The sequence below is a fragment of the Paraburkholderia sp. SEWSISQ10-3 4 genome, assembly GCF_030464785.1.
Classification (GTDB): Bacteria; Pseudomonadota; Gammaproteobacteria; order Burkholderiales; family Burkholderiaceae; genus Paraburkholderia; species Paraburkholderia aspalathi.
In genome coordinates, this window is record NZ_JALPRI010000010.1 from 45114 (window position 1) to 62839 (window position 17726).

Below are 17726 nucleotides of genomic sequence, written 5' to 3' on the forward strand. Positions count from 1 at the left end.
GGAGAAGCATTTATCGCGCCACTGTCGGCTCGAAAGCAGTGCCATACACCTCGGCAGCGGCTTGCCGCAAGGCTTCCAGCACGACGGAGGCCGCTGGCGAAAGCAGATGCGACTGGCGCGTGATGATACCGAATGTATCCATTCTGCACGGTAAATCGATCGGTACCTGCTTGAGAACACCGTACTGTTGGTACTGACGCGCCACTTCGTCAGGTAAAACCGCCAACATGTCGCTTTGAAGTAATAAGCTCGAAATCGCCAAAAAATTGTTGGTATTGACGACGTTTTGGGGTGGATTCAGTCCGATCTGCGAAAACATCAGATCAAAGCGGTGACGCAAAACGCTGCCCGGCGGGTGCAAAACCCAACTCGCGTTGACGATTCCACGCAGTGTCAAACCTGTTTCATTTTCGAGAGGATGGCCGGGACGCGCCACCACGCACAGCGGCTCGTCGGCGAGCGGTTCGTAGCGCACTTCCGCCTTGAACTGGTTTTGCCGCTCCAGGACCCGGCCGATCATGATGTCCAGTTCGCCTTCGGCAAGCTTCGGCAGCATCACGTCCGAGGTTTCCACCTCCACCCAGATTTGCAGCTGCGGATAGCGTTCCTTCACGCTGGCGATGGCGCGCGGCACCATCGTCGCAGCCGCCGCGGCGATCACGCCGATCCGCACCTGGCCGGCCAGACCGGCGCGCAAGGCCGAGATTTCATCGTGTGCGTGGCTGAGATTCGAGAGCACCATGCGCGCGTGACGGATCATCACTTCGCCGTACAGCGTGGCGTGCATGCCGTGCGGTGTGCGGTCGAACAGACTCACCTCCAGCATGTCCTCCAGCTCTTTCAGAAGCCGCGACGCGGCGGGCTGGGTCATGCCGAGCACGTCGGCGGCGCGCCGGACGTTGCCCTCCTCTTCCATTGCCGCAAGCAGCAGCAACTGTCGCGTTTTAAGCCGCGCCCGCACGAACCAGTTCGAGTAGCTACGCGTCATGGCCTGTCTCCCTATGCGGCTCGATGCCGTCTGTCGGACGATTTGCCGTCGTTAAGTCTCCATCATGCCATATCGAAATTGATATCGGGATGGCCGAAAAAGGGATTGGAAAGTTATTGGGGCGGCTCATACCATTCGTGGACTTTCTGAGCTTCCCCATGTGGCGCCCTCCCGTCGATGAATCGTGATCCGCTCGTCCCGCTCGTTGTCAGTCCGTTTCGCCATTACATCAATGGCGGATGGGAGACGGGCGCGACCACCGGCGTGTCGCTGAATCCGTCGGATCTGGATGAACCGGTCGGCGACTATGTGCGGGCCGATGCAAGGCAAACCGATACGGCTATCGAAGCGGCCAGCGCGGCGTTCCGCGAATGGTCGCTGGGTTCGGCGCAGCGCCGCGCGGATGCGCTCGATGCGATCGGCAGCGAGATGCTGGCGCGACGTGACGAACTGGGCCGGCTGCTCGCGCGCGAAGTCGGCAAGCCGTTGTCCGAGGCCTTGACCGAAGCTACGCGCGCCGGACAGATTTTCAAATTCTTCGCTGCAGAGGCACTCCGCGCGTTTGCCGAACCCGTGGCGTTGGCGCGCGCCGGCGTCGAGATCGATGTGACGCGCGAACCGCTCGGCGTCATCGGCATCATTGCGCCTTGGAGCGCGCCGCTGGCGATTGCCGCCGCCAAGATCGGCGCTGCCCTCGCCCACGGTAATTGCGTGGTCTTCAAACCGGCCGAATCGGCAGCAGGTTGCGCGGCGGCTCTGGCATCGATTATCAGCCGCGCCGGTTTGCCGGCCGGCGTGTTCAATCTCGTGATGGGCAGTGGGCGGCAGGTCGGCGCGCGGATCGCCGGGCATCCGTTGGTGGCGGCGATCAGCTTCACCGGGTCGGCTGAAACCGGCACACGTGTCCTGCAGGTTGCCGCTGCAAGGCAAGCCCGTGTGCAGCTGGAAATGGGCGGCAAGAATCCCTTCGTGGTGCTGGGCGATGCCGACCTCGACAGCGCTGTCGATGCAGCCCTCAGCGGCGCGTATGGTTCTACCGGCCAATGCAGTACGGCTGCGTCGAGGTTGATCGTCGAACGTGCAGTGTTCGAGCCGTTCGTCGACGCATTGCGGGCGAAGCTCGCGAGGCTCAACGTCGATCACGCACTGAAGCACGGCACGGATATGGGTCCGGTCGCCAACGCCGCGCAATTGGAGCGCAACCTCGAGTACGTGCGAGTTGGTCAGGAGGAAGGCGCGCAACTGCTGCACGGCGGCCGACAGCTCGAGCGCGCGACACGTGGCTACTTTTTCGAACCGGCTTTGTTTATCGGCGAACCCGAACACCGCATCGCACGGGAAGAGATCTTCGGTCCGCTCGCCGTCGTGCTGAAAGCCGACGACTACGACCACGCGCTGCATCTCGCGAACGACACCGCTTACGGTCTATGCGCCGGCATCTGCACGCGCTCCTTGAGTCGCGCGCGGCATTTCCGCCGCCACGCGCAATGCGGCCTCGTCACGATCAATCTGCCGACGACCACCGTCGAGCATTACGCGCCTGGTGGCGGCCGCAAGGCATCGGCCTACGGCGCAACTGATTCAGCGTTCTGCACGGCCGTGAAAACGGCCTACGTTGCGGGTTGATGGCCATGAGACTTGCTTACCACGCCACATCTCCCACGGCTCAGTCCGCTGCCCGTTGCAGCGTTGTAGCTGCCGTGTATCTCGCTGTTCACTCGGCCGCGAATCTCATTGCTCAGCATGCCGCGCATTGCTCGGCGCCCGCTGCCGCGATTCGAACGGCTCACCCCATCGCCCAACCACGTCCCGGCTGACGCCGCCGTGCATCCCCCGCTGCAAATAAACGAAACCAATGCAGCTTTCCAACCTCAGGAGACAAGTATGACCAGCAAGCTTCGCCGTTTGACGCTATCCGCGATCGCAGCCGCGGCTCTCGCCGCGCCCTTTGCCGCACAATTCTCCGCGCACGCCGATCAGCCGCTCAAAGTCGGCTTCCTCGTGAAGATGCCGGAACAGGCGTGGTTCATCAACGAACAGAAAGCCGCCAGCGCGCTCGGCCAGAAAGACGGCTTCGCGGTGGTCAACATCGGCACGCCCGACGGTGAAAAAGTGCTGGCCGCGATCGATAACCTCGGCGCACAAGGCGCTAAAGGCTTCGTGATCTGCGCACCCGACGTGCGGCTCGGACCGGCGATCCAGGCGCGTGCGAAGCGCTACAACATGAAGTTCGTCACCGTCGACGATCAACTGGTCGACTCCACCGGCAAGCCGCTGCCGAACGTGCCGCATCTGGGCATGTCCGCATTCAAGATCGGCAATCAGGTCGGCACGGCGATCTCCGAAGAGATGAAGCGCCGCGGCTGGAAGCCGGAAGAAGTCGGCGCGCTGCGCATCACGAACTACGAACTGCCGACCGCCAAACTGCGCACCGACGGCGCAACGGAATCGCTGCTGGCCGGCGGCTTCAAGAAGGAAAACATCTTCGACGCGCCGCAAAAGACCACCGATGACGAAGGCGGTTTCAACGCATCGTCGCCAGTACTCGCGCAGCATCCGAACATCAAGAAGTGGGTGATCTTCGCGTTGAACGAGGAAAGCGTGCTGGGCGGCGTTCGCGCAACTGAACAGCTGCACATTCCGGCGGCGGACGTGATCGGCGTGGGCATCAACGGTGCGGGCGAAGCGTTCGCCGAGTTCCAGAAGAAGGAACCGACGGGCTTCTACGGCACGATCGCCGTGAGCTCGACGATGCACGGCAAGGAGAGCACGGAGAACCTCGTCGAGTGGATCAAGGACGGCAAGCAGCCGCCCGCCGACACGCAAACCACCGGCAAGCTGATGGTGCGCGGCAACTGGCAGGACGTGCGTAAAGAGCTCGGAATTTAAGCGGTATTCGAGTTTGCACACTGCGGGCCTTTTTCACGTTCACGCTGACGTCAACGCGAGATCGGCCCGCACAGCTTGTCCACCCGCTAGAGGCTTTTGATGACGGTTTCTCACACTGGCGAAATGGCGTCGCCCACGCAAGCGCCCTCGCCTACGCTTGCGTCGACTGATTCGTATCTGCAACTCGACGGCATCACCGTGCGCTTTCCCGGCGTGCTCGCGCTCGACCAGGTGTCGCTCGACGTGCGGCGCGGCGAAGTACACGGGCTGATGGGTGAAAACGGCGCCGGCAAATCGACGCTGCTCAAAGTGCTGTCCGGCGTGAACCAGCCGGCGGCGGGCACCTTGCTGCTCGATGGTGTCGAGCAGCAGTTCGTCACCACCAAGGCGGCCATCGCGGCGGGCGTCGCGATCATCTATCAGGAACTGCATCTGGTGCCTGAATTGACGGTTGCAGAAAACCTGATGCTCGGCGCCCTGCCCAACCGCTTCGGCGTGCTCGATGAGAAGGCGCTGGTTGCACGTGCGGTGCGCGAGCTGGAACGACTCGGCGAAAAAATCGATCCGTCGCAGCAGGTGAAGAATCTCTCGATCGGTCAGCGGCAGATGATCGAAATCGGCAAGGCGCTGATGCGCGACGCGCGTGTGATTGCGTTCGACGAACCGACGAGCTCGTTGTCGTCGCGCGAAACCGCGCAGCTGTTCCGGATCATTCGCGCATTGAAGGCCGAGGGCCGCGCGATTATCTATGTCACACATCGGATGGACGAAGTCTACGAACTGTGCGACCGCGTGACGGTGTTTCGCGACGGTCGCCGCATCGATACGTTCGAAGCCGGTGACGGACTCGATCGCGATCGCCTGATCAGTTGCATGGTGGGCCGTTCGATTGCCGACGTGTACGGCTACCGCTCACGCGAACTGGGCGGCCTGCAACTCGAAGTCAAGGACCTGATGGGACGCGGCTTGCGCGAACCGGCCTCTTTTACCGTGCGTAAAGGTGAAATTGTCGGCTTCTTCGGTCTGGTGGGCGCAGGCCGTTCGGAGCTGATGAAACTGATTTACGGCGCCGTCAAACCGAGCGCCGGTGAGATCGTACTCAAGGGAAAACGCGTGCGTTTCGCCACGCCGCGCGATGCCGTGCGTGCGGGCGTCGCACTGTGTCCGGAAGATCGCAAACAGGAAGGCATCGTCTCGATTGCTTCTGTGTCGGACAACCTCAACATCAGTTGCCGCCGTCACTTCAGCCGCTTCAACGTGCTCAACGGCCGCAAGGAAGCGCAAACCGCCAAAGAGTTCATCGGCAAGCTCTCAATCAAAACGCGTAACGGCGAAACACCGATCGGCACCCTCTCCGGCGGCAATCAACAGAAAGTGATTCTGTCGCGCTGGCTCGCCGAAGACATCGACGTGTTCCTCATGGACGAACCCACGCGTGGCATCGACGTCGGCGCGCGCAGCGAAATTTACGGCTTGCTGTATGGGCTCGCTGAAGCGGGCCGCACGGTGATCGTCGTGTCGAGCGATCTGGCCGAAGTGATCGGCGTGGCGGATCGCGTGATCGTGATGAAGGAAGGCTGCATCGTCGGCAATCTGCCGAAGGCGCAGGCCACGCCGGATGCGCTGATCAAGCTTGCGCTGCCACGCTGAGGACACCGCGTTCGCGAATCAACCGAAGAACACTGAATGCAACCGACGGCAACTGCCTCACGCCATCGAAAACGGAATAGACATCATGCAGACACCCTCAACCGACTCCTCCACGCCAGCCATCGCTTCCTCGGGCCTGAGCGCGCGCGCGGCGCGCACCTGGGACCTGATCAACAAGTCCGGCATTGTGATGGTGTTCATCATCCTGTTCGCGGCTTTGTCGTTCACCGTGCCGGATTTCTTGAGCTCGCGAAACATCCAAGGCTTGCTGCTCTCCGTCACGCTAATTGGTTCGATATCCGTAACGATGATGTTCGTGCTCGCGCTGGGCGAAGTGGATTTGTCGGTGGCGTCGATCGTCGCGTTCGCGGGCGTGGTGGCGTCCACCTTGATTACCGCGACGCATAGCGTGACGCTCGGCATCGCTGCCGGCGTGCTCGCTGGCGGCGCGGTCGGACTGGTCAACGGCGTGCTGGTTGCGCGCTACAAGATCAACTCGCTGATCGTCACGCTCGCGATGATGGAGGTCGTGCGTGGCCTCGCCTTCATCACGTCGAACGGCGACGCGGTGATGATTTCCGAAGAGCGTTTCTTCGACCTCGGCGGCGGCGCGTTCCTCGGTATTTCCTATCCGATCTGGAGCAACATTGTCGGCTTCGTGCTGTTCGGTTTTCTGCTGAAGAAAACCGTGTTCGGCAAAAACGTGCTGGCCGTGGGTGGCAATAGCGAGGCCGCTTTGCTCGCGGGCTTGCCGGTCACCCGAATCAAGATCACAGTGTTCGTATTGCAGGGCCTCGTCACGGGCTTTGCCGGCGTGATGCTGGCGTCACGCATGAGTCTCGGCGACCCGAAAACGTCGGTCGGTCTCGAACTCGGCGTGATCTCTGCGTGCGTGCTCGGTGGCGTCTCGCTGACGGGCGGCGTCGCAACGATTTCCGGTGTGCTGGTCGGCGTGCTGATCATGGGTTCCGTGCAGGACGCAATGAGCCTGATGAACGTGCCGACCTTCTACCAATACCTGATTCGCGGCGGGATTCTGCTGCTCGCGGTGTTGTTCGATCAGTACCGCCGCAGCAAGCGCGTGCACTGACACGCGCCCGCACTACATGCTTGTCAACAGGAGATTTCATGGCTGATTCCAACCAGACAAAAAAGCCGCTGCGCAGCCAGGCGTGGTTTGGCCTCAAAGACCGCGACGGCTTTCTGCATCGCTCGTGGATGAAAAACCAGGGCATTCCGCACGACGAATTCGACGGGCGCCCGGTGATCGGCATCTGCAATACGTGGTCCGAACTGACGCCTTGCAACGCGCATTTTCGCGAGCTCGCCGAGTACGTGAAAAAAGGCGTGCACGAAGCGGGCGGCTTGCCGCTCGAATTTCCGGTGATGTCGCTCGGCGAGACCAATCTGCGGCCTACCGCGATGCTGTTTCGCAATCTGGCTTCGATGGATGTCGAGGAGTCGATTCGCGGCAATCCGATGGACGGCGTGATTCTGCTGGTGGGCTGCGATAAGACCACGCCTGCGCTGCTGATGGGCGCGGCGTCCTGCAATCTTCCCGCACTGGCCGTGTCGGGCGGACCGATGCTCAACGGACGGTTCCGCGGTAAGAACATCGGCTCGGGTACGGGCGTCTGGCAGATGTCCGAGGAAGTGCGCGCCGGCACGATGACACAGGAAGAGTTCACCGAAGCCGAGTCGTGCATGAACCGCTCGCGGGGCCACTGCATGACGATGGGCACCGCGTCGACCATGGCCTCGATGGTCGAATCGCTCGGCATGGGTTTGCCGCACAACGCCGCGATTCCCGCCGTCGATGCACGCCGGCAAGTGCTCGCGCATCTGGCCGGCCGGCGCATCGTCGATATGGTCCGCGAGGATCTCACGATGGACAAGATCCTCACGCGTCAGGCATTCGAAAACGCGATCCGCACGAATGCGGCGATCGGCGGCTCGACCAATGCGGTCGTGCATCTGATCGCGCTGGCCAAGCGCATCGGCGTGGAGCTTTCGCTGGAAGACTGGGAGCTCGGCTCGAACGTGCCGTGTCTCGTGAATCTGCAACCGTCAGGCGAGTACCTGATGGAAGACTTTTACTACGCGGGTGGCTTGCCCGCCGTGCTCAAGCAACTCGGCGAGCAAGGCCTGCTGCATCGCGAAGCCCTGACGGTGAACGGCAAGACGATCTGGGACAACGTGCGCAACGCGCCGAATCACGACGAGAAGGTCATCACGACGTTCGCCGAGCCGTTCAAGCCGAAGGCCGGCATTGCGGTGCTCAAGGGCAACCTGGCGCCAAACGGCGCGGTGATCAAGCCCTCGGCGGCAACGCCGCATCTTCTGAAACATCGCGGCCGCGCGGTGGTATTCGAGAACATCGAGGAGCTGCACGCGAAGATCGACGACGAATCGCTCGATATCGATGAGCACTGCGTCATGGTGCTCAAGGGCGCGGGGCCGAAGGGATACCCGGGTTTCGCTGAAGTCGGCAACATGCCGCTGCCAAAGAAGGTGCTGCAGAAAGGCATCACGGACATGGTGCGTATTTCGGACGGCCGCATGAGCGGCACAGCCTATGGCTCGGTGGTTCTGCACGTATCGCCGGAAGCGGCCGCGGGCGGCCCGCTCGCGTTCGTGCAAACCGGCGACATGATCGAACTCGATGTCGACGCCCGCCGCTTGCATCTGGATGTCACCGACGAAGAACTCGCGCGCCGCCGCGCCGCCTGGCAACCGCCTGCGCCGCCCACGCGCGGCTACTACAAGCTCTACGTCGAGCACGTGCTGCAAGCGGACCAGGGCGCGGATCTGGACTTCCTGGTCGGATCGAGCGGCGCGCCGGTGCCGCGCGACTCGCATTGATGATCTTTTGAACGGTTAGCCGTTTCTCCCTGCGCTTTGCGAGAAGGCGTATTGCCGATGCGGATCGAAAGCCCGCATCGGCTTTTTTATCGGCGTTACGTTATGGAAAGCGCGCGCAGAAATAAAAAGCGGCCGGGCACGTAATGCCCAGCCGATTTTTAACTCGCAGGTTCGCAGCCCCTCAGTTTTTTATCAGAGGGTTTGTAGCGCAAATTAAAACCCGTCAACCCGGGCGTTTACCCGGGGTATTGGCGTTTAGCTTATTGTTTGATGAATCGATCGTTTGCCCAGAGGCCTTGCGTATCGCTATTGCCGGCATTGACGAATTCGACGTCATGGCCGACTACGCGCACAACGCGGAAACTCGAGTTTTCCGGCGTCGAAACGCACTGATATCCCGAGAAGAATTCCTGCATCTTTTGCTGTTCACCGGCTTGCGCGTGGACATCGGCGGCGTCGAGTTTATCTTTCGACAGACAGCCATACGCGTTGGCCTTGAACTGGATTGTTTGCTGCGGCTTGACCATGGAGTCTTGAGCCTGAACAGAAGCGGCAGCCAATCCCGCAATGGCGAAAACAAGGGCGATTCGCGTTTTCATATTTTCCTCCGGTGCGGGTTGAATTACTCAGGTTAGCTATGTATTTAACTTTAACGTCGAACCCGCACCTTGCACTTTAGGAGAACGCGCAAGAACGACAAGCACATCTTGTGTGCGGTCGCAACAGCGGCGAATTGTCGCACCACCTGCCGCACCTGCTTAAGCCTTGAGCAGTCGCTTAAACAGGGCTGATTGAAACGGATAACTAAAAGACGGGCAGGGTGCGCCGCTTTAACCAGTAAAGCTTTGCGGCGCGTATTGGCGTAAACGCGAGGCACCAATTAAGTGATTTACTACAATTAATGCAGGTGTTTGGTGCATTGCACACAAAGTCATTCACCCGACTAATCAAAAATCACGAAATAACGGTGTGTATACAGAAGATAAAAGGTGCCAGGTGCCCCAGGCGACGCAGCATGGCGTGCCTGGGCGACGCGGTTTAGGGTACTCAGCCGTGCTGATTGGTCTTGAAGAACTCGGACTGGAACATGCACATGCGCAACGCATTGTGATAGCGGCCGTTGCCGAAAAACTCCTCGATCAACTCGGCCTCGTGCCGGAAACCGCACTTCTCATAGACGTGGATGGCAGCGGTATTCGACTTGTCGACGATCAGGTAGACCTTGCGCAGGTTCAGCACCGAAAACGCATAGTCGATCGCGAGCTGCGTGGCGACGGTGGCATAGCCGCGGCCCTGCGCATGCGGCGCGATGATGATCTGAAACTCGCCGCGCCGGTGGATATAGTCCAGTTCGATCAATTCGACGACACCGACGGTCTGGCCGTCGTTGTCGATCGCCACGAAGCGGCGCTCGCGCAGGTCGTGCACGTGCTGATCGTAGAGCTGGGTCAGTTCGGAGAACGTTTCATAAGGCTCTTCGAACCAGTAACGCATGATCTTTGCGTTGTTGTTCACTTCGTGGACGAAGCGCAGATCGGTGCGCTCGAGCGGGCGCAGGGTCAGTTCGCTGCTGCGTTCGATAGTCATTGGATTCCCCTTGAGAATTATTGGTTTGATTGCGCAGGCTCAGCGTGAGAGCTCAGGCTTGCGTTTCCTGTTAGTCAGGCCTCAGCGCAGGGAGTTCTTACAACGCCTCGCGCCCACGCAGCGCGTTCTTGTGAAGCGCGAGACGCTGCGCGGGTTCGGCAAGGGAGGGGCGTCGCGTTGTCGCAGGCCGCTTATCGCAAATTTGTGAGGGGCTTGGCACCGTGTGGGCACATGCGGTGCTCTACAATGAAAATCATGCTCTTGCGATGGAGGCTACCGTGATCGAGCACTTGATATTAGGCGCCTTTCTGGTCATCCCGCTGCTCATCGTCGCGTTTCTTTTCTCCGACGAATTGTGGCAGGAGCATCGGCATCTGCACGACCTGCATCTTGAGCCCACGAAGCCGCGCCGTGACTGGCGGCATCCGCTGCGCCGCTCGCGGCATCGGGTTTGACCCTTTCAGGGGAATGCATCGATCATCGCGCTGCAAGCGTCGCTGCGAGGCGAGGGCGCTTCGTGTGAGACCCACGAACGAGACCCGCCGATCAGACTTGCAAATAAAAAAGCCTGCCGTTTCGGGCAGGCTGAAAAGAGATCCACACTCAATGCCTTGCGGGTACAAGGCAGACGCCAGTCTAGCCGTCTAGCGCGTGCGGCTGGTTTCACCGGCCATTACACATATTACGGGGCGTGACCAGTTGCGTCGTCCTCGGCCTTCGCGCCGTCTGCAGGGGCGCGCCAATGGTTGCGAATGCGCGTGGCGAGCGCTTCGAGCGTGGCCGCATCGGCGACATCGCGTGCATGCATGCGCAGCGGCTGTCCTTCCCAGCGCGGGATCACGTGAAAATGGACGTGCGGCACCGTTTGTCCCGCCGCGGCGCCATTGAACTGTCCGATGAACACGCCGTCGGGGCGCAAGGCCGCGCGCACGGCGATGGCGAGTTTCTGCGTCATACGCATGCAGGCTACCGTCGACGCATCCGACAACTCGAAAATCTCAACCGCGGCTTCCTTTGGCACGATCAGCATGTGGCCGTCGGCTTGCGGCATCAGGTCCATGAAGGCCAGCGCGGCATCGCTTTCCGCCACTTTGATGCAGGGTAGTTCGCCGCGCAGAATCTTCGCGAAGGGATTGCTGTCGTCGTAGTTCATCACGCGTCCTCTAGTTGCCGTACGGTCCAAGGTGGAGATGCTGCCGACGATATTGTCCACCACCTCTGTTACAACACGCTGCTATACCGCGCGCGCTGCGCGTTTGATTGCCTGCGGCGGCTGGCCGAACGCGCGCAGAAAGGCGCGCCGCATCCGTTCGGTATCGATAAAGCCGGTTTCGGCCGCGACGGCTTCCATCGAGTGACGGCCTGCTTCGAGCATGGCGCGGGCGGCTTCCACACGCAACGCCTCAATGGCCTTGGCCGGCGATTGGCGCGTTTCGTCGCGAAAGGCGCGGCTGAACTGGCGCGGGCTCAGATGCGCGACGTCGGCGAGCTGTTCGACCGTCAACGGCTCGCGCAGATGGTTCTTCGCGTATGACAGCGCGTCCTGAATCCGGTCGGACTTCGGCTCCAGGTCGAGCATGGCCGAGAACTGCGACTGGCCGCCCGTGCGCCGGTGATAGACCACCAGCTTCTTGGCGATGGCGCGCGAGACCTCGACACCGAGATCGCTTTCGACCAGCGCCAGACACAGATCGATGCAGGCCGTCATGCCGGCCGAGGTCCACACCGAGCCGTCGGCGACAAAGATGCGGTCTTCGTCGATACGCGTATCGGGAAAGCGCTGCTGCAAGTTGCGGGCGTGGTACCAGTGGGTCGTGGCATGCCGGCCGTCGAGGATGCCCGCTTCGGCCAGCACGAAAGCGCCGGTGCAGATGCTGGTGGTGCGGCGCGAGGCGGCGAGGGCGTCATTCAGAAACCCCAGCAATCCCGCCGATGACGGCTCGATCTGCATCGCGCCCGTCACGACCACCGTGTCATACGCCGGGTCGCCGAACGCCTGTGTCGCAATCTCGACGCCCGCCGAGCTGCGCACCATACCGCCCTGTTCGGAGATGACTTCCACCTGATATTCCGGCTGCCCGACCTCGAGGTTGGCCAGCTCGAACACGGAGATCGCCACCATATCGAGGATCTGGAAGCCAGGAAAAACCACCACGCCGACGCGTTTCATTGCGATGTCCTAAAACGAGGTAAATATGACATTTGAGACAAGAGGCTACGCGCCTAGACTTCACTCGTCAACACCGCGATGCCCACAAAAAAGGCACAGCGGTGGAGGTTTCAGTCTTCCCCATTCATCGATCAGGGCTCAGGCGTGACGCGCCAAGCCCGAAAGGAGATTCACCATGGCAACGCAAGGAAACAAGGGTACGGCATTGATTACGGGCGCATCGTCGGGCATCGGTGCAGTTTATGCGGACCGCCTCGCACGGCGCGGTTACGACCTGATTCTGGTGGCGCGCGACGTCAAACGTCTGACGGGCGTCGCCGAGCGTCTGACCGCGGAAACCGGCAGCCATATCGAGACCATTGCCGCCGATCTGACCGTCAAGGCCGACCAGCGGCGTATTGAGGAACGTCTGCGCGCCGACCGTGGCATCACCATGCTGGTCAACAACGCAGGCGTCGGCGCGACGGCTTCGTTGATCGACTCGAATATCGATGACCTCGACGGCATGATCGAGCTGAACGTGACAGCACTGACGCGGCTGACGGCGGCAGCCGTGCCGGGTTTCGTGGAGCGCGGCAACGGTATCGTGATCAATATCTCGTCGATCGTCGCGCTGTCGCCGGAAACGCTGAACGGCACCTACAGCGGCACCAAGGCCTACGTGTTGAACCTGACGCAGTCGCTGCATCACGAAGTGGGCGGCAAGGGCGTGCAATTGCAGGCCGTGCTGCCGGGCGCAACCAGCACCGCGTTCTGGGACCGCGCCGGTCTCGCGGTCGAACATCTGCCGTCGCAGATCGTGATGACCGCCGAGGACATGGTGGACGCCGCGCTCGTGGGCCTCGACCAGCATGAACTCGTGACGATTCCGTCCTTGCCGGACGCGGCCGACTGGGAGCGCTTCAACACCGCTCGCCAGCATCTCGGGCCGAACCTGTCGCACAGCCTGCCGGCTGCGCGTTACACACGCGGGTAATCGCTGGCTTGGTGTGCGCCTCGCGAGCGCCTAGCGCCAGTCGGTTGAAACGTCGTCGGGATCGACCAGCGTCAGTCCCGACGACGGCAGCGGCAACGCCGTCTTGTAGCGCACCTGCTTGAGCGCAAAGCTCGAACGAATGTTGGAGATGCCCGGAATCTTCGTCAGATGATCAACGATGAAGCGCTCCAGCGTCTGCATATCCGGCATCACCACACGCAGCAGATAGTCGGCGTCGCCTGTCATCAGATAGCACTCCATCACCTCGGGGCGCTCCGAAATCGCCTGCTCGAAGCGAGTCAGCGCGTCTTCCACCTGCTTTTCCAGACTCACCTGAATAAACACGTTGATGCGTAGCCCGAGCGGCTCCGGATTCAGCAGCGTGACCTGCTGCTTGAACAGGCCGAGCTTTTCGAGCGCGCGCACGCGGTTGAAGCAGGGCGTGGGCGACAGATTCACCGAGCGGGCCAGATCCGCATTGGTGATGCGCGCGTTCTGCTGCAACTGGCTCAGGATGCCGATGTCGATGCGGTCGAGTCGTCTGGGTGGCGTGGTCATAGAGTAAATATTCTGTCGTGTTGGCCAAATCCGGAATAAATAGCCTATCCCAGTGCGGGATCACAAGCAAATGAGATGCTCATTTTGTGAGCACGTGGTTACCATTGACTCACTTGATCTTGAGCCGAACGCGTTAATGCGGGAGTGGTGCCATGACGGATTTGTCCAGCGGTAGCAAGCAGTTGCAGTCTTTGGATCTCCAGCGCGCGGAGCGTGCGGAGCCGGAAGATGCCGATCCGCAGGAAACCGCCGAATGGTTGGAAGCGCTCGATGCCGTGGTCGAGCATGTCGGCCGTGATCGCGCGCAGTTTTTGTTCGACAAGCTCGCGGGGCATGCGCTGTCACTGGGTGTGGAATCGGCGCGGACCAATGTCACGCCGTACCAGAACACGATCCCGTTCGATCAGCAGCCGCGCTATCCGGGCAATCTCGACCTCGAAGAACGTCTGGCCGGCGCGCTGCGCTGGAATGCGCTGGCGATGGTGGTGCGCGCAAACCAGGCGTACGGCGAACTCGGCGGCCATATCGCGAGCTACGCGTCGGCGGCGGATCTGTTCGAGGTCGGCTTCAACCATTTCTTTCGCGCCGCGGCGCCGGGCGGAGAGGAGGGCACGGGCGACCTCGTTTACTTCCAGCCGCATTCGTCGCCGGGCGTGTATGCGCGGGCTTATCTCGAGGGCTTTCTCTCCGAACAGCATCTGCAGCATTACCGTCGCGAGATCGGCGGGCCGGGGTTGTGCTCGTATCCGCATCCGTGGCTGATGCCGGACTTCTGGCAGTTCCCCACCGGCTCGATGGGCATCGGTCCGATCAACGCGATTTACCAAGCGCGCTTCATGCGCTATCTCGCCAATCGCGGCCTCGTGCAAACGGAAGGCCGCAAAGTGTGGGGTTTCTTCGGCGACGGTGAGATGGACGAGCCGGAATCGACCGGCGCGCTCTCGATTGCGGCGCGCGAAGGGCTCGATAACCTCGTATTCGTCATCAACTGCAATCTGCAGCGCCTGGACGGGCCGGTGCGCAGCAACGGCCGCATCATCGACGAGCTCGAAGCGCATTTCATCGGCGCCGGCTGGAACGTGATCAAGGTGGTGTGGGGCTCGGACTGGGACGCGCTGTTCTCACGCGACCGCACCGGCGCGTTGCTGCGCGCGTTCGCACACACCGTCGACGGCCAGTTTCAGACCTTCTCGGCTAATGACGGCGCGTACAACCGCGAGCGTTTCTTCGGCCAGAACCCGGAGCTTGCCGCGCTCGCCGCGCAACTGAGCGACGACGACATCGACCGCTTGCGCCGCGGCGGCCACGACGTGCGCAAGCTGCATGCGGCGTATGCGAAGGCGCTTGCGCATCGCGGCCAGCCGACGGTGATTCTCGCGAAGACGATGAAGGGCTTCGGCATGGGCACCTCGGGCCAAGGCCGCATGACCACGCATCAACAGAAGAAACTCGGCTTCGACGACCTCAAGGCGTTTCGCGATCGTTTTCGCCTGCCGCTCACCGATGAGGACGTCGAACAGGTGAAGTTTTACAAGCCAGCGGACGACAGCCCGGAGATGCAATACCTGCACGCTCGCCGGGCTGCCCTGGGAGGCTATCTGCCCAGAAGGCGGAAAGTGGCATCGACGGGGCTGATCGTCCCGCCGATGTCCTCCTGGGGGCAATTCGCGCTGGATTCGAATGGCCGCGAAATGTCCACGACGATGGCGTTGGTCCGCATGCTGACCGCGCTGCTCAAGGACAACGAAGTGGGTCCACGTGTGGTGCCGATCGTCGCGGATGAAGCACGCACCTTCGGCATGGCGAACATGTTCCGCCAGGTCGGCATCTATTCGCCGCTCGGGCAGTTGTACGAGCCGGAAGACCTCGGCTCGATGCTGTACTACCGCGAGGACACCAAAGGGCAGATTCTCGAAGAGGGGATTTCGGAAGCGGGCGCGGTATCGTCGTGGATTGCGGCGGCGACCTCGTACAGCGTGCATAACCTGCCGATGCTGCCGTTCTACATCTACTACTCGATGTTCGGCTTTCAGCGGATCGGCGATCTGATCTGGGCGGCGGCGGATCAGCGTGCGCGAGGTTTTCTGATCGGCGCGACGTCGGGTAAGACGACGCTCGGTGGAGAGGGCTTGCAGCATCAGGACGGCACGAGCCATCTGGCGGCATCGACGATTCCGAATTGCCGCGCGTACGATCCGGCGTTCGCGTACGAGGTTGCCGCGATCGTCGACGAGGGCATGCGCGAGATGGTCGAAGAGCAGCGCGACGTGTTCTATTACGTGACAGTGATGAACGAGAACTACGCGCAGCCTTCGGTGCCGGGTGGTGATTTGACGACGCTGCGTGAGGGCATTCTTAAGGGCATCTATCCGCTTGGCGGGGAGGCGCAGGCGGTAACGTCGGCAATTTCAGCGCAGGTGCAGTTGCTCGGCGCGGGCGCGATTCTCGGTGAGGTCATCGCGGCGCAGCAGCTGCTCAAGGACGACTGGCACATTGAAGCCGCGGTGTGGAGCGTGACCAGCTTCACCGAGTTGCAGCGTGACGGGATGACGTCGGAGAGAAATGCGCGCCTTGGCGAACCGACAGAGGCGCCGTACGTCACGAAAGCGCTCGAAGCATCGCACGGCCCGATTATCGCCGCGACCGACTATGTTCGCGCGGTGCCCGAACTGATCCGGGCCTACGTGCCGCGCCGCTATGTGACGCTCGGCACGGACGGCTTCGGCCGCAGCGACACGCGCCAGGCGTTGCGCGAGTTCTTCGAAGTGGACCGCAAGTCGATCGTGATCGCGTCGTTGAAGGCGCTGGTGGACGAAGGCGCAATCGATGCAAGCGTGCTCGCCGAAGCACGCAGCAAGTATCGAAGCGATGCGCCCGTGGGCGCCGCTTCGTGGCAATGCTGATCAGCCGCTCACCGACACCTGATTCTTCCCGTCGCGTTTCGCCCGATACAGTCCGACGTCCGCGGCTTCGATCAACGTCGTCACGGGTTCGGTAGCGGACGGCACGAGGTTCGCCGCGCCGATACTGATCGTCACGACGCCCGCCGCCGATCCCGCATGCGGAATCGCGAGCCCTTCAATTGCGAGGCGGATTTTCTCGGCAAGCAAGTGCAGGCCGCCCGATGATGTTCCCGGCAGCACCACCGCGAACTCTTCGCCGCCAAACCGGGCCGCGAGATCGGGCGAGCGTCCCAGACACGACTCGACGGTATGCGCGACGCGCTTGAGCACTTCGTCACCGGCAACGTGCCCGTAGGTGTCGTTGTAGGCCTTGAAGTTATCCACATCGATCATCAGAAAACCTAGGGCCGTCTTGTCGCGCGTGCCGCGACGCCATTCGGCGGCCAGGTACTGATCGAGGTAGCGTCGATTCGACAAACCCGTCAATCCATCCGAATGCGTGAGCCGCTGCAATTCCAGATTGGTCGCGAGCAACTGCTGTTGCGATTGGCGCAGGGCCTGATACGCCTCGTCGCGCTGCAACAGGTTCAGATACGAGCGCGAGTGATAGCGAATCCGCGCGATCAACTCGATGCGATCCGGCAGCTTCACCAGGTAGTCATTGGCGCCGGCGGCGAAGGCCGCGCTTTTCACGAGCGGCTCTTCCTTGGTCGACAGCACGATGATCGGAATATCGCGCGTTGCCGGTTTCTGCCGGTATTGGCGCACGAGGGTGAGGCCGTCGGTGCCGGGCATCACGAGGTCCTGCAGGATCACCGTTGCGCGGGTTTCCTCGGCGCAGCGCACCGCCTCTTCGGGCGACGCGCAGTAGTGGAAGTCGACGCTCGTTTCGTCGGCCAGCGCCTGGCGGACCGCCTCGGCGATGATCGCCTGATCGTCGACCAGCAACACCATGATCGGGCACTCGGCTGCGGGCGGATTGCCGAGGATGCGCGCTAACGCGTCATCGATGGCGCTATTGGGTTCGTCCTCCGCGTATGCCTGCGCGTTCGCGTCCTGTTCTGCGAGCTTCGGCGCGGTGGCGGTCTGATGCGGTTTAGGAGTGTCCATATTGGTCAGCCAGAATGAATGTCAGTGAGTCGT

At 61.7% G+C, this 17726-nt stretch carries 15 protein-coding genes; 8 read left to right on the forward strand and 7 right to left on the reverse strand.

What is annotated here, in order from left to right:
* Positions 1–10 precede the first annotated feature (10 nt).
* Positions 11–988, reverse strand: coding sequence for a LysR family transcriptional regulator (locus M0D68_RS19795; protein WP_200565621.1), 978 nt, complete (start codon positions 986–988; stop codon positions 11–13).
* 177 nt (positions 989–1165) lie between these two features.
* Here M0D68_RS19795 and M0D68_RS19800 point away from each other — a divergent pair, with 177 nt between their 5' ends.
* The 5 genes from M0D68_RS19800 to M0D68_RS19820 all read left to right on the forward strand — a co-directional run bounded on the left by M0D68_RS19800 (position 1166) and on the right by M0D68_RS19820 (position 8389).
* Entirely contained in the window at positions 1166–2614 is a 1449-nt protein-coding gene (locus M0D68_RS19800) for an aldehyde dehydrogenase family protein (RefSeq protein ID WP_266225067.1), read from the forward strand.
* 258 nt (positions 2615–2872) lie between these two features.
* Entirely contained in the window at positions 2873–3877 is a 1005-nt protein-coding gene (locus tag M0D68_RS19805; protein WP_211706310.1) for an arabinose ABC transporter substrate-binding protein, read from the forward strand.
* A 123-nt stretch (positions 3878–4000) separates the two neighbouring features.
* Positions 4001–5527 (forward strand): L-arabinose ABC transporter ATP-binding protein AraG, encoded by a 1527-nt coding sequence (araG, locus tag M0D68_RS19810; RefSeq protein ID WP_266225161.1) that lies wholly within the window; start codon positions 4001–4003, stop codon positions 5525–5527.
* Positions 5528–5612: 85 nt separating this feature from the next.
* On the forward strand, positions 5613–6617 hold the full coding sequence (gene araH / locus M0D68_RS19815) for an L-arabinose ABC transporter permease AraH (protein ID WP_093634676.1): 1005 nt from the start codon (positions 5613–5615) through the stop codon (positions 6615–6617).
* Positions 6618–6655: 38 nt separating this feature from the next.
* Entirely contained in the window at positions 6656–8389 is a 1734-nt protein-coding gene (locus M0D68_RS19820; RefSeq protein ID WP_154558770.1) for an IlvD/Edd family dehydratase, read from the forward strand.
* Between the two features lie 260 nt (positions 8390–8649).
* Here the strand turns inward: M0D68_RS19820 and sap1 are convergent, their stop codons facing one another.
* Positions 8650–8988, reverse strand: a complete 339-nt coding sequence (sap1, locus tag M0D68_RS19825; protein ID WP_093634538.1) for a surface attachment protein Sap1 — start codon at positions 8986–8988, stop codon at positions 8650–8652.
* A 448-nt stretch (positions 8989–9436) separates the two neighbouring features.
* Positions 9437–9976, reverse strand: coding sequence for a spermidine N1-acetyltransferase (gene speG / locus M0D68_RS19830; RefSeq protein ID WP_093634539.1), 540 nt, complete (start codon positions 9974–9976; stop codon positions 9437–9439).
* A 278-nt stretch (positions 9977–10254) separates the two neighbouring features.
* On the opposite strand from speG, the gene M0D68_RS19835 reads away from it, so the two are divergent.
* A complete protein-coding gene (locus tag M0D68_RS19835) occupies positions 10255–10431 on the forward strand; it encodes a hypothetical protein (RefSeq protein WP_172737709.1) in 177 nt (58 codons plus the stop codon).
* Positions 10432–10658: 227 nt separating this feature from the next.
* Here the strand turns inward: M0D68_RS19835 and M0D68_RS19840 are convergent, their stop codons facing one another.
* On the reverse strand, positions 10659–11129 hold the full coding sequence (locus tag M0D68_RS19840) for an HIT family protein (protein ID WP_200565624.1): 471 nt from the start codon (positions 11127–11129) through the stop codon (positions 10659–10661).
* 81 nt (positions 11130–11210) lie between these two features.
* Positions 11211–12146, reverse strand: a complete 936-nt coding sequence (locus tag M0D68_RS19845) for a GlxA family transcriptional regulator (protein WP_266225072.1) — start codon at positions 12144–12146, stop codon at positions 11211–11213.
* Positions 12147–12321: 175 nt separating this feature from the next.
* On the opposite strand from M0D68_RS19845, the gene M0D68_RS19850 reads away from it, so the two are divergent.
* Positions 12322–13122: an SDR family oxidoreductase gene (locus M0D68_RS19850; RefSeq protein WP_266225073.1), complete on the forward strand. Its 801-nt coding sequence runs from the start codon at positions 12322–12324 to the stop codon at positions 13120–13122.
* A 30-nt stretch (positions 13123–13152) separates the two neighbouring features.
* Here M0D68_RS19850 and M0D68_RS19855 read toward each other — a convergent pair whose 3' ends face one another.
* A complete protein-coding gene (locus M0D68_RS19855) occupies positions 13153–13680 on the reverse strand; it encodes an Lrp/AsnC family transcriptional regulator (RefSeq protein WP_054037036.1) in 528 nt (175 codons plus the stop codon).
* 152 nt (positions 13681–13832) lie between these two features.
* Here M0D68_RS19855 and mdeB point away from each other — a divergent pair, with 152 nt between their 5' ends.
* Positions 13833–16583, forward strand: coding sequence for an alpha-ketoglutarate dehydrogenase (gene mdeB / locus M0D68_RS19860; protein WP_266225075.1), 2751 nt, complete (start codon positions 13833–13835; stop codon positions 16581–16583).
* Here mdeB and M0D68_RS19865 read toward each other — a convergent pair whose 3' ends face one another.
* A complete protein-coding gene (locus tag M0D68_RS19865; RefSeq protein ID WP_280531454.1) occupies positions 16584–17693 on the reverse strand; it encodes a diguanylate cyclase in 1110 nt (369 codons plus the stop codon). It lies immediately after the preceding gene.
* Between the last annotated feature and the right edge of the window lie 33 nt (positions 17694–17726).